The sequence below is a fragment of the Aureivirga marina genome (assembly GCF_015767265.1).
GTDB lineage: Bacteria > Bacteroidota > Bacteroidia > Flavobacteriales > Flavobacteriaceae > Aureivirga > Aureivirga marina.
This window is the reverse complement of the sequence record NZ_JADPIB010000001.1, coordinates 286897-300028: the sequence shown is the minus strand read 5'-3', so window position 1 is coordinate 300028 and position 13132 is coordinate 286897. Positions and strand designations below refer to the sequence as shown.

Sequence of the window (13132 nt, the reverse complement as noted above, 5' to 3'; positions counted from 1 at the left end):
TTATGGCAAAATCAAATTCGAAAAAACGTAAAGTTGTTGTTGAAGCAATTGGTGAGGCACACATTACAGCTTCTTTTAATAATATCATTATTTCTTTAACGAATAAGAAAGGAGATGTAATTTCATGGTCAACTGCTGGTAAGATGGGATTCAGAGGTTCTAAAAAGAATACTCCTTATGCTGCACAAACAGCTGCTGAAGATTGTGCTGCAGTTGCTCTTGAAGCAGGTTTAAGAAAAGTAAAAGTTTACGTTAAAGGACCTGGAAACGGAAGAGAGTCTGCTATTAGATCTATCCACAATGCAGGAATCGAAGTAACTGAAATTATTGATGTTACTCCATTACCACACAATGGATGTAGACCTCCAAAGAGAAGAAGAGTTTAATTTATATTTAATTAATTTTTAAAAATAGGATTGAAATTATCGAAGGAAATGCCTTAATTCATAATTCCTATTTATTTTAAAACAATAAGAAATGGCAAGATATACAGGACCAAAAACTAAGATTGCTCGTAAATTTGGTGAAGCAATTTTTGGAGATGATAAATCTTTTGAAAAAAGAAATTTCCCTCCAGGACAACACGGGGTTGCAAAGCGTAGAGCTAAAAAATCTGAGTATGCAATTCAGTTACAAGAAAAACAAAAAGCTAAATATACTTACGGTATCTTAGAGCGTCAATTCCGTAACCTTTTTGATAAAGCATCAAGAAGTAAAGGAATTACTGGTGAAATCTTACTTCAATTATGTGAATCTCGTTTAGACAATGTAGTTTTCCGTTTAGGAATTGCTCCTTCTCGTAGAGCTGCACGTCAATTAGTATCTCATAGACATATTACTGTAAATGGAGAGTTAGTAAACATTCCATCTTATAGATTAAAAGCTGGAGATGTTGTTGCTGTTAGAGAAAAATCTAAATCTTTAGAAGCAATTGAAAATTCTTTAGCTAATAGAAGTGAATCATACGAATGGCTTACTTGGAACTCTGAGAAAATTGAAGGTACTTTTGTATCTGTACCTGAAAGACTACAAATTCCAGAGAATATTAAAGAACAATTAATAGTAGAGTTATACTCTAAATAATTTTAAAGACCAGTCCAACTATGGCAATTTTAAATTTTCAAAAGCCCGATAAAGTTATCATGATAAACTCTACCGACTTTGAAGGTAGATTTGAATTCAGACCGTTAGAGCCTGGTTTCGGATTAACGGTAGGTAACGCACTAAGAAGAGTATTATTGTCTTCTTTAGAAGGTTTTGCAATTACTTCAGTACGTATGGAATCTGTAGAACATGAATTTTCTACAATTAAAGGTGTGGTTGAGGATGTTACCGAAATCATCTTAAATTTAAAACAAGTACGTTTTAAGAAGCAAATTGAAGATTCTGATAGAGAAACAGTTACTATTTCTGTAACGGGTCAAGACCAACTTACTGCTGGAGACTTCCAAAAATTTATTTCTGGATTCCAAGTATTAAATCCTGACCTAGTAATCTGTAACATGGAAAAATCCGTGAAGATTGATATGGAAATTACCATTGAAAAAGGTAGAGGATTTGTTCCATCGGAAGAAAATAAAAAATCTGGAGCACCAATTGGTACTATTTTTACAGATTCGATATTTACTCCGATTAAAAATGTTAAATATGCGATTGAAAACTATCGTGTAGAACAAAAAACAGATTACGAAAAGCTGGTTTTTGATATTATTACTGATGGATCTATTAGTCCTAAAGATGCTTTAACTGAAGCAGCTAAGATATTGATTCATCATTTCATGTTATTCTCAGATGAGAGAATTACATTGGAAGCTGATGAAATTGCTCAAACTGAAACTTATGATGAAGAATCTCTTCACATGAGACAGTTATTGAAAACAAAATTAGTGGATATGGACTTGTCTGTAAGAGCACTGAATTGTTTGAAAGCAGCTGAAGTTGAAACTTTAGGTGATTTAGTTTCATTCAATAAAAATGACTTAATGAAATTCCGTAATTTTGGAAAGAAATCTTTAACAGAACTTGATGAGTTAGTACATAATAAAGGTTTACACTTCGGTATGGATTTAAGCAAGTATAAATTAGATAAGGATTAATTCTGAACCCAAGTAAGAATAACGATGAGACACGGAAAAAAATTCAACCACTTAGGAAGAAAGACAGCGCATAGAAAAGCGATGTTAGCAAATATGGCTTGTTCTTTAATCGAGCACAAGCGTATCAATACTACTGTTGCTAAAGCAAAAGCTTTACGTCAGTTTATTGAGCCTTTAGTTACAAAATCTAAAGAGGACACTACACACAACAGAAGAGTTGTATTTAGTTACTTAAGAAATAAATATGCAGTTACTGAATTATTCAAAGAAATTTCAGTAAAAATTGCAGATCGTCCAGGAGGATACTTACGTATCATCAAATTAGGAAATCGTCAAGGAGATAATGCTCCAATGGCAATGATTGAATTCGTTGATTACAACGAAATCTACAACCCTAATGGTAAGAAGAAGAAGAAAACTACTCGTAGAAGTAGAACTAAATCTTCTGCTTCTGCTGCGACTGAAGCACCTGCAACTGAAGTTGAAGAAACTAAAGAAGAAAATTAATGTTAATACATTGATAAAATTAAAAGGATAAGCGATTTTAAGCTTATCCTTTTTTTTATATTTGAACATTTCAAAATCCATTTTAAAAAATGAAATACACACAACACAACAAAGCTATATTATTATTAGAAGATGGAACTGTATTTGAAGGAAAATCAATTGGAATTGAGGGAACTGCCTTCGGTGAAATTTGTTTCAATACAGGAATGACAGGTTATCAAGAAATTTTTACAGATCCTTCTTATTTTGGACAATTAATGGTAACAACGAATGCACACATTGGAAACTATGGTGTTCAAGAAGAAGAAGATGTAGAGTCTGATTCAATAAAAATTTCAGGATTAATTTGTCGTAATTTTAGTTTTGAATATTCAAGAGAAAGAGCAACAGATTCCCTTGAAGATTATTTCAAAAAACAAAATATAGTAGCAATTTCTGATGTAGATACAAGAGCAGTTGTAAGATATGTTAGAAGTAAAGGTGCGATGAATGCTGTAATTTCTACAAATACTAATATTGAAGAATTAAAGAAAGAATTAGCAAATATTCCAAATATGGTTGGATTAGAACTTGCTTCTAAAGTTTCTACTAAAACACCATATTTTTATGGAGATGAAAATGCTAAATATAAAATTTCAGCTTTAGATTTAGGAATTAAAACAAATATTTTAAGAAATTTAGCAAAAAGAGATTGTTATATTAAAGTATTCCCTTTTGATGCTAGTTTTGAAGATTTAGCTTCTTTTAATCCTGATGGATACTTTTTATCAAATGGACCTGGAGATCCAGAACCATTAAAAAGTGCGCAAGAAGTTGCAAAACAAATTATCGATAAAGACTTACCATTATTCGGAATTTGTCTGGGGCACCAAATAATTGCATTAGCAAACGGGATTTCAACTTTCAAAATGCATAATGGACATCGTGGAATCAATCATCCAGTTAAAAATTTATTAACAGGAAAAGGAGAAATTACTTCTCAAAATCATGGATTCGTTGTTGATAGAAAGCAAGTAGAAGATAGTGATATTTTAGAAGTAACACATGTGCATTTAAATGATGATACTTTAGCAGGAATGCAAATGAAAAATAAAAATTGTTTCTCTGTACAATACCATCCAGAAGCAAGTCCTGGACCACATGATTCATCTTACCTTTTTGATCAATTTATTGAAAATATTAAAAAACATAAAAATTAATAGTTATGAGTATTATAATTAACATCCATGCACGTCAAATTTTTGATTCTAGAGGAAATCCTACAGTTGAAGTAGATGTAATTACAGAAAATGGTTCTTTAGGAAGAGCTGCTGTACCATCTGGAGCTTCAACAGGAGAGTATGAAGCTGTAGAATTAAGAGATGGAGGTTCTGATTATATGGGAAAAGGTGTGTTAAATGCAGTAAAAAATGTAAATGAAATTATTGCACCAGCACTATTAGGTTTTTCTGTTTTTGAGCAAAATGCAATCGATCAAACAATGATTGAATTAGATGGAACTCCAAATAAAGCAAAGTTAGGAGCTAATGCAATTTTAGGAGTTTCTTTAGCAGCAGCAAAAGCAGCAGCAAAAGAATTAGGTTTACCATTATATAGATATGTTGGAGGAGTTAGCGCAAATACACTTCCAGTGCCGATGATGAACATCATCAATGGAGGTTCGCATTCAGATGCTCCAATTGCTTTCCAAGAATTTATGATTATGCCTGTAAATGCATCAAATTTTGCAGAGTCATTAAAAATGGGAAGTGAAATTTTTCACCATTTAAAGAAAATCTTACACGATAGAAATTTAAGTACTGCTGTAGGAGATGAGGGAGGATTTGCTCCAACTTTTGCAGGAACTGAAGATGCTTTAGATACAGTAATGCAAGCTATCGAAAATGCAGGATACAAACCAAAAGAAGATATTTTATTAGCATTAGATGTTGCTGCATCTGAATTCTATGTGGATGGAAAATATGATTATACAAAGTTTGAAGGAGAAACAGGAGCTATCCGTACTTCTGAAGAACAAGCAGCATATTTAGCAGAATTAACAGAAAAATATCCTATTGTTTCTATCGAAGATGGAATGGATGAAAATGATTGGGATGGATGGAATAAATTAACAGAAACAATTGGAAATAGAGTTCAAATTGTTGGAGATGATTTATTTGTTACAAATGTAGAGAGATTATCAAAAGGAATTGAGAATAAATCTGCAAATTCAATCTTAATTAAAGTAAATCAAATTGGAACATTAACAGAAACAATTGCTGCTGTGAATATGGCACATAATGCAGGAATGACTTCAGTTATGTCACATCGCTCAGGAGAAACTGAAGATAGTACAATTGCAGATTTGGCTGTAGCTTTAAATACAGGACAAATTAAAACTGGTTCTGCTTCAAGATCAGATAGAATGGCAAAATATAATCAATTATTAAGAATTGAAGAAGATTTAGCAGATACGGCTTATTTTCCAAAAAATAATGCTTTCAAAGTTGAAATGTAAGCTTTAAAAAACATAAAATAATTGATACTAAATCACTTAATGTTATCAATTCAGTTGTAAATTTTTTAACTATTATTCAATTAATTGTTTCAAAAGCTATACAACGGATAACATTAAGTGATTTCGTTTGTTAAACCCTAAAGATTTTAATGGTTTTTTTTGAATAATTATTATAGAAATGCCAATTAAAAATCGTATTTTCGTGCATCGTAAAGAATAAAGTTTAAATTAAGATAAATTATGTCAGATATAGCAAAATTAGAAATAGATGGTAAGGTGTATGAATTTCCAGTTGTAAGAGGAAGTGAAAACGAGCTTGCCATTGATATTAAAGCTTTGAGAGGTACAACTGAAGGAAATGTGATTACTATTGATCCAGGTTATAAAAACACAGGATCTTGTTTTAGTAAGATTACATTTTTGGATGGAGAAAAAGGTATTTTACGTTATAGAGGATACTCAATCGAAGATGTTGCTGAAAAATCTACTTTCTTAGAAGTGATGTATTTGTTAATCTTCGGAGATTTACCAACAGCTGCTCAATTATCTAAATTTGATAGTGACATAAAGAAGCAATCTCTTGTAAATGAAGAAATGAAAAGCATCTTAGATGGTTTCCCTAGAAAAGCACACCCAATGGGTATTGTTTCTTCATTAACTTCTGCACTTACAGCTTTTAATCCAAAATCTGTAAACGTAGATTCTGAGGAGGATATGTACAAAGCAATCGTTAAATTGTTAAGTAAATTCCCTGTATTAGCTTCTTGGGCACACCGTAAAAATCAAGGTTATCCTTTAAATTACTCTGACAACTCTTTAGGATTTATCGAAAATTTAATGCAATTGATGTTTAAAAAGCCAACCGAGGAATATGTAATTAATCCAACAGTTGCAAAGGCATTAGATAAATTATTAATCTTACACGCTGATCACGAACAAAACTGTTCTACATCTACAGTAAGAATCGTTGGTTCTGCACATGCAGGGTTATTCGCTTCAATTTCTGCTGGAGTTTCTGCTTTATGGGGACCACTTCATGGAGGAGCTAACCAAGCTGTAATTGAAATGTTAGAACAGATTCAAGCTGACGGAGGAGATGTTGATAAATTCGTAGCAAAAGCTAAGGATAAAAATGATCCTTTCCGTTTAATGGGATTCGGACACAGAGTTTATAAAAACTTCGATCCACGTGCAAGAATCATCAAGAAAGCTGCTGATGAGGTATTACAAGAATTAGGAATCGAAGATCCTATCTTAGATATCGCTAAGAAATTAGAAGAAGTAGCATTAAATGATGAATATTTCAAAGCTCGTAAATTATATCCAAACGTAGATTTCTACTCTGGAATTATTTATAAAGCTTTAGGTATACCAACAGAAATGTTTACAGTAATGTTTGCTATTGGACGTTTACCAGGATGGATTGCTCAATGGAGAGAAATGCGTCTTAACGGAGAGCCAATCGGTAGACCAAGACAAATTTATACTGGAGAAAATCTTAGAGAGTTTAAAAAAATGGAAGATAGATAATATCATTTCCTGAATAAAAGCTTAAAAGCCTCATATGTTGTTATATGGGGCTTTTTTTGTATTTAAAATCGTCGTACTTTTGCAAATACAAGAAATTACATAGAAATAGAAATGAAGAATATAAAAATAATTAAAAATCGATCGGATATTGGAGCTGGAACAAGAGGTTCTGATATGGGAATCGATGCAATGGAAATCGCAGCAATCAACGAAGAAAATCACTACTTTAATCAATTTGAATTCTTTGATATTAAAACAGAGAATGAAGCAATTTATAAAGAAGTAAATACGCCAAAAGCAAAGCGAATTAAAAATATTGTTTCTGTTTGTACAAGATTAAGTAATGCAGTAAAAGATAGTTTACAAGCAGAAGAGTTTCCATTAGTTTTATCAGGAGATCATTCTTCAGCTTTAGGAACAATTAGTGGAGTTAAAAATGCTTTTCCTGAGAAAAAAGTTGGTGTAGTTTGGATTGATGCACATGCAGATATTCATTCTCCATTTACGACTCCTTCAGGAAATGTTCATGGAATGCCTTTAGCTGCGGCGTTAGCAGAAGATAATTTTGATAGACAAATCAATGAACCAAATGCAGATACAATTGCGCAATGGGATGCAATGAAAAACATTGGTGGAATTGTGCCAAAAGTATATGCTGATGATGTTGTTTATTTCGGTGTTCGTGATACAGAAGAGCCAGAAGATTATATCATTGAGAAATTAGGAATTAAGAATTATACTGTTGAAGAAATGCGCTATAGGGGTTTCCGTAAATGTTTAGAGGAAGCTGTAGATAGGTTAAAAGATTGTGATTTAATTTACATTTCTTTTGATGTTGATAGTATGGATTGTGATATCATTTCTAAAGGAACTGGAACTCCTGTTTCTAGAGGATTTGATCAATTTGAAATTAAAGACATCATTGCTGCATTTGTAGAAACAAATAAAGTTGCATGTTTTGAAGTTGTGGAAGTGAATCCAACTTTAGATACAGAAAACAAAATGGCACACGCTGCATTTGATGTTTTACATGATATTACAGAGAAAGTAAAAGAAACATTAGTTTTAGTAGAATAGAAATAATGAAACAAACAACAAATACAATAATGATGGTGCGTCCATCTTATTTTGGATGGAATGCTGAAACAGCAAAAAACAATTTTTTCCAAAAAAATGAAGGAAATGTGCTTCCAGCTACCATTTTAGCAAAAGCACAGGAAGAATTTGATTTGTTTGTTTCTAAATTAAGAAAACATGGAGTTGAAGTTATTGTTTTAGAAGATAACTCAGAAAGTCCTGATGCAATTTTTCCTAATAATTGGATTTCTTTTCACCAAAATGGAGATATTGGAGTTTATCCGATGTATGCTGAAAATAGAAGAAAAGAAAAACGAGAAGATGTTTTAGATATTCTTGAAGAAAAAGGATTTCATGTTGAAAATGTAATTGATTATTCGGAAGCTGAAGAAGAAGATATTTTCTTAGAAGGTACAGGAAGTTTTATATTAGATAGAGTAAATAAAATTGCATATGCTTGTATTTCTCAAAGAACAGATGAAGATTTATTTATCGAATTTTGTGAAGATTTCGGATATCTTCCTGTGATTTTTCATGCGTATCAAACTTATAATGGAGAAAAACACGAAATATATCATACAAATGTTATGATGAGTGTTGCTGATACATTTTCAATTATTTGTTTGGAATCTATTACCTCAAAAAAAGAGAAAAAATTAGTGATTTCTCAATTGAAAGATTCTGGAAAAGAAATCATTTCCATTACTGAAAAACAAATGCATCATTTGGCTGGAAATGTAATTCAAGTAGAAGGAAATGATGAGAAAAAATATTTGGTGATGAGTCAACAAGCAAAAGATTCATTAACAGAAGCTCAAATTAATTCAATTGAAAAACATTGTGAAATTTTAGCTTCTCCATTAGAAACCATTGAATATTATGGTGGAGGTGGAGCAAGATGTATGATTGCTGAAGTATTTTTACCAAAAAAATAAAATAAAAAAGCTACTTAGAATTCTAAGTAGCTTTTTTGATAAATGAAAAAGAGTAAAAATTGGTTGATTTACTTGGTATGATTTGTTAAATATTTTTCGATTTTTGAATACCTATATTTTTTGGCATAATCTAAAGCTGTATATCCTTTGTTATTTTTTGCGTTTAAATTCGCACCATTTTCAAGTAAAAATTTCACCATTTCTAAATTTCCATATTTTACAGCATACATTAAAGGAGTTTTGCTCCTACAAACTTTTTCTAAATCTGCACCATTATTTACTAAATGTTTTACAGCATTCATGTTTTCTAATTTTATACTCATCGTTAAATAAGTATAAGTACTATTACTACTTTCAATTTGAAAACACTTGTTGTAATCTTCTGTTTTAAAATTTTCAATAACTCTTGTGTTATTTTCTTTAATAGCTTTTAAAGTTTTTCTACTTACAGATTGACTAAAACTAGTAACAGAAATTGCTGTAAATAAACTTAGTAATAATAGCTTTTTTCCCATTTCGGTGTAAATAATTGGTATTAAAATCTTATTGATCCTCCTGATGAGGTATGTTTTTCTTTAAATTCTGGATTTCCTTTACATTTGATAAATCCACCTGAAGAAGCATTTCCTTTGAAAGAATTAGTAACATTTACATAAGTATTTGCTCCTGAAGAAACATCTGATTTACAGTTTTTTGCTTCTAATTCTTTACATTGAATTACACTTCCTGAAGAAGCATCCGTTTTTAAATTTTCAGCTTCACCTCTTACATTGATAATAGATCCACTTGAAGAATCACAACTTACATTTCCTGCATTTACAGTTAAATCAAGATTTCCTCCTGAAGATGAATCTAATTTTAAATTTTCTGATTTTAATGTATTTTCTGTTTTAAATCCTGCTCCGCTTGAAACTTTAACTTCCATAACTTCTGGAGCTGATAAATACACATTTTTAGCTTTTACTTTCTTTACATTCTCTTCGAAGTAGATTTTTAATCTACCATTTTTAACTTCTGTTTTTAAGTTATCCATGATATTTGAATCTGCTTCAACTCTTAATTCAACATCTGGGTCTTGTGTAAAATGAACTTGAATTCCTTGTTGAACTTTAATTTTTGTAAAATTCTCTTTGATATTTCTATCTTCAGTAATTACATTTCCATTTCCTTTGATTGTTTGTCCACAAGCAGTTAGTGTAATAAATAAAACAAGTATTCCGATTAAATTTTTGATTTTCATGATAGTATTTTTAGGTTAAATAATTTTCTTTTTTCTAAAGACTTTAAAAAAAATCGATTGTGACATTTTTTATTAAAAAAAGTTTGGTGTTTCTAAACTAGGTGAGAAGTGATACAACATTGTAAAGAAACACCTCACAATTAATAGGGTTTTCTATAGCTATAAACCCAAAAAACAAACAGAAATTTTTTAATAATAATTAACCTTGATAGAAACGTTATCCTTATCTATAGTTGTTTTTATATAATCTTCATTTCGGATTACTTCATCTGGACAATCTAAACATTCTAATCCTTCTTTTGTCATGATGAAATAATGATTAATCATATCTCTATCATAAATTCTTTGAACGTTTTTGACATTTGATAATAAATATTTTACAGAATCATCAAAATAAATTATGGTACCAACTGGAATAATAACATCTAAATCAATTTCTTCATCAATTCTTTTATTAATCGTTGGACTAATAAAATATCCATTTAACAATAATTCTTTTTCATTCGTATCGAAATTATAATCGATTAATTCTGTATTTGCAATCGCATTCTTAAAAGTTTTACCTTCAGATTCTTTTTGAATTCTTAATAACGAATTTTCATTGTTACTTTTTTTCACTCGAATTCTAATTTGATTAGAATATTTCTTTTGTTCATTATTTTCTAAAATAAATTGATCGTCACTATGTCTGCTCAATTTAGAATAAGAACCATATTTTTCATGAGGTAAAGCTTTTAAAATAATTGTATCATTTTTTACAAATTCCAATCTCTCTTCCTGATTTGTATTTCCTCTATTAACTGAATATGATGAAAATTCGATTCCAGAATAGATTACAAATAATAAGGAAATAAACCATAAACCAACTAATGTTAATATTGTAGGTAAATTAAATCCTTTAAAATTGGAAGAAATAATTCTTAAACTTAATAATAACCAGAAAATACATGGAATTAAAACAAGCATGAAAATAAGAATTGAAATCATCCAAATTGGGAAAGTATTTTCAAAGAAGAAAGATGAATTATTATCAAATATTTCTTGAAATATACCAAAGTGATTTAAAGTGTTTACTGAAAATAAAGAAACAATTAAGCTAACAATCATTACAATAGAACCGATTAATAAAACAATTCCAATGATTTTACGAATAGCTAATAATATTTTTTTCATTACATTTCCTAAACCATCAAAGAACTTTTGTGAATTATTTTTCACTGAAGATTCAAATCCCCCTAAATCTTTTTTTTTAATCTTTTGTCCGAATTCCTCAACGTTTTTTGAAATTCTTTCTACATTTTCAGAAACAGTTTTCTGTATATTGGATATATTAATATCCTTTCCCTGCATTTGTAATTTTTCTGAAGTAGTTCTAGCTTCAGGTAATAAAATCCATAAAACTAAATACACTAAGATTGGCGAACCTACTCCAATGAATAACGAAATAATAAACAGAATACGAATCCAAATAGGTTCAACACCTACATAATGTGCAAATCCAGCAGCAACACCTCCGATAAATTTATCTTCTCCATCTCTAAAGAATTTTTTCTTATATTTTTTCCTCTTAGAGTTAAATGGATTATTTGGATCTTCTTCAGTTGTATAATCATTACTTTCTTCTTCCATTGAATAATCTTCTGGTTGTCCCATGATTGAGATAATTTCCTCAATGTCAGTTGTGTTTACAACTTGACGATTATCCTTTACTTTTTCAGAAAGTAATTCACTAATTCTCGCCTCAATATCATTTAAAATCTCTTCTAATCCTTCAGGATCATTTCGTAAAGAAAATCGAATGGAATCTAAATAGTTTTTGAGCATTTGATAAGCTTCTTCATCTATATGAAAGAAAACTCCTCCTAAATTGATATTGACTGTTTTATTCATTTTCGTTTGTTTTTTCTTTGGTTAGGTTATCTACAGCAGTTGTTAATTCTGTCCATGTATTATGTAATTCGTTTAAAAAGTTATTTCCATTTTTAGTTAAAGTATAATACTTTCTTGGTGGTCCAGAAGTTGATTCTTCCCATCTATATGCAAGTAAACCTGCGTTTTTTAATCTTGTCAATAATGGATAAATAGTGCCCTCAACTACAATCATTTTAGCTTCTTTTAATTGTGCCAAAATTTCGGTTGTATATGCGTCGTTGTCTTTTAATAGAGAAAGAATACAATACTCTAAGACTCCTTTACGCATTTGTGCTTTTGTATTTTCAATTTTCATGTGTTCATCATTTTGTTTTATGATTATTTAAAAATGGAAAGCGAAAAAGGATATTTAAAATAATAACCATTATTGGCCTTCATACTTGCGTTTATCATTAATATTCCCACTATTATAAAGGATAAAACAATTGCGATTGTATAAGGAACTACGCCTAATCCAAATGTTAAAAATATTAATGGATATGAAAGAACTCCTGCTACTACATAATAAATAGAAATACTAGCCTGAAAGTTCAAAACATCTTTTCCATGTTGATTAATGAAAAATGATTCATCTCTTTTGATTAACCATAGAACTAAAGGAACTATGATATTTCCAAAAGGAATTATCAAACCTAAAAAGGCTGATAAATGTATAATTCGTGCAAAATTTCGTTCGTTCATAATTTCTTTTTCTTTTATTGTTATACAAATATATATATTTTAAATAGTATTATGCAAAACATAGTACTATAAATTAACATAATATTAACATTTGTTAAGAATTGTATCATCCATATTTTTTAGTTAAATTGTGCTTTAAATCAACGTATTATATGGAATCAGCAGCTTTAGTTAAACAGTATAATAAATTTTTAATGTGGAAAGTACCTTTGGCTTATATTGCCGGAGTTCGTATAAAAACCATTGAAAATTCAAAATGTATCGTAGGAGTGAAGTTTAAATGGTTGAATCAAAATCCATTTAACTCTATTTATTTTGCAGTTTTGTCTATGGCAGCTGAACTTTCTACAGGAGTTTTAGTTTTAAAGAAAACACAAGACACTAAAAAATCAGTTTCTACATTAGTTATTTCTCATCAAGGAGATTTTCTTAAAAAGGCTAAGGGTAGAATTACTTTTGTTTGTGATAATGTGGAGGAATTAGATAAAGCAATTCAAAAAATGATAGACACAAATGAAGCTGTTACAGTGAAAGTGAATACTTGCGGATACAATGAAGAAAACCAAATGGTTGCTTCTTATAGCTTTTTATGGAGCTTAAAAATCCGTTAATTATATGATAAACTTTAATAAAAAAA

15 protein-coding genes are annotated in these 13132 nt (G+C 29.9%); 10 read left to right on the top strand and 5 right to left on the bottom strand.

Features of this window, described 5'->3' with window-relative positions:
- Positions 1-2 precede the first annotated feature (2 nt).
- The 9 genes from rpsK to ctlX all read left to right on the top strand — a co-directional run bounded on the left by rpsK (position 3) and on the right by ctlX (position 8642).
- Positions 3-386, top strand: coding sequence for a 30S ribosomal protein S11 (gene rpsK, locus I1A51_RS01385; protein ID WP_196890589.1), 384 nt, complete (start codon positions 3-5; stop codon positions 384-386).
- Positions 387-477: 91 nt separating this feature from the next.
- Complete coding sequence (gene rpsD, locus I1A51_RS01380; RefSeq protein ID WP_196890588.1) at positions 478-1083, top strand: 30S ribosomal protein S4; 606 nt, start codon at positions 478-480, stop codon at positions 1081-1083.
- Between the two features lie 20 nt (positions 1084-1103).
- Positions 1104-2096 carry a DNA-directed RNA polymerase subunit alpha gene (locus I1A51_RS01375; RefSeq protein ID WP_196890587.1) on the top strand — a complete coding sequence of 331 codons (993 nt, stop codon included), beginning with the start codon at positions 1104-1106 and terminating at the stop codon, positions 2094-2096.
- A 24-nt stretch (positions 2097-2120) separates the two neighbouring features.
- Positions 2121-2603, top strand: a complete 483-nt coding sequence (gene rplQ, locus I1A51_RS01370) for a 50S ribosomal protein L17 (RefSeq protein ID WP_196890586.1) — start codon at positions 2121-2123, stop codon at positions 2601-2603.
- An 89-nt stretch (positions 2604-2692) separates the two neighbouring features.
- Complete coding sequence (gene carA, locus I1A51_RS01365) at positions 2693-3802, top strand: glutamine-hydrolyzing carbamoyl-phosphate synthase small subunit (protein WP_196890585.1); 1110 nt, start codon at positions 2693-2695, stop codon at positions 3800-3802.
- 5 nt (positions 3803-3807) lie between these two features.
- Complete coding sequence (eno, locus tag I1A51_RS01360) at positions 3808-5100, top strand: phosphopyruvate hydratase (protein ID WP_196890584.1); 1293 nt, start codon at positions 3808-3810, stop codon at positions 5098-5100.
- Positions 5101-5340: 240 nt separating this feature from the next.
- The gene (locus I1A51_RS01355; protein ID WP_196890583.1) at positions 5341-6630 is read left to right on the top strand and encodes a citrate synthase; all 1290 of its coding nucleotides are present in this window, start codon (positions 5341-5343) and stop codon (positions 6628-6630) included.
- 111 nt (positions 6631-6741) lie between these two features.
- Positions 6742-7707, top strand: a complete 966-nt coding sequence (rocF, locus tag I1A51_RS01350; protein WP_196890582.1) for an arginase — start codon at positions 6742-6744, stop codon at positions 7705-7707.
- A gap of 5 nt (positions 7708-7712) precedes the next feature.
- Positions 7713-8642 carry a citrulline utilization hydrolase CtlX gene (gene ctlX, locus I1A51_RS01345; RefSeq protein WP_196890581.1) on the top strand — a complete coding sequence of 310 codons (930 nt, stop codon included), beginning with the start codon at positions 7713-7715 and terminating at the stop codon, positions 8640-8642.
- Positions 8643-8710: 68 nt separating this feature from the next.
- On the opposite strand, the gene I1A51_RS01340 is transcribed toward ctlX, so the two are convergent.
- The 5 genes from I1A51_RS01340 to I1A51_RS01320 form a co-directional block, all read right to left on the bottom strand.
- Positions 8711-9157, bottom strand: coding sequence for an ankyrin repeat domain-containing protein (locus tag I1A51_RS01340; protein ID WP_196890580.1), 447 nt, complete (start codon positions 9155-9157; stop codon positions 8711-8713).
- A 20-nt stretch (positions 9158-9177) separates the two neighbouring features.
- A complete protein-coding gene (locus I1A51_RS01335) occupies positions 9178-9882 on the bottom strand; it encodes a head GIN domain-containing protein (RefSeq protein WP_196890579.1) in 705 nt (234 codons plus the stop codon).
- Positions 9883-10071: 189 nt separating this feature from the next.
- The gene (locus I1A51_RS01330) at positions 10072-11772 is read right to left on the bottom strand and encodes a PspC domain-containing protein (protein ID WP_196890578.1); all 1701 of its coding nucleotides are present in this window, start codon (positions 11770-11772) and stop codon (positions 10072-10074) included.
- Positions 11765-12109, bottom strand: coding sequence for a PadR family transcriptional regulator (locus I1A51_RS01325; protein WP_196890577.1), 345 nt, complete (start codon positions 12107-12109; stop codon positions 11765-11767). The genes I1A51_RS01330 and I1A51_RS01325 overlap by 8 nt, the downstream gene beginning before the upstream one ends.
- 23 nt (positions 12110-12132) lie before the next feature.
- A complete protein-coding gene (locus I1A51_RS01320; RefSeq protein ID WP_196890576.1) occupies positions 12133-12495 on the bottom strand; it encodes a DUF4870 domain-containing protein in 363 nt (120 codons plus the stop codon).
- A 152-nt stretch (positions 12496-12647) separates the two neighbouring features.
- Here I1A51_RS01320 and I1A51_RS01315 point away from each other — a divergent pair, with 152 nt between their 5' ends.
- On the top strand, positions 12648-13106 hold the full coding sequence (locus I1A51_RS01315) for a DUF4442 domain-containing protein (protein WP_196890575.1): 459 nt from the start codon (positions 12648-12650) through the stop codon (positions 13104-13106).
- The last annotated feature ends 26 nt before the right edge of the window (positions 13107-13132 follow it).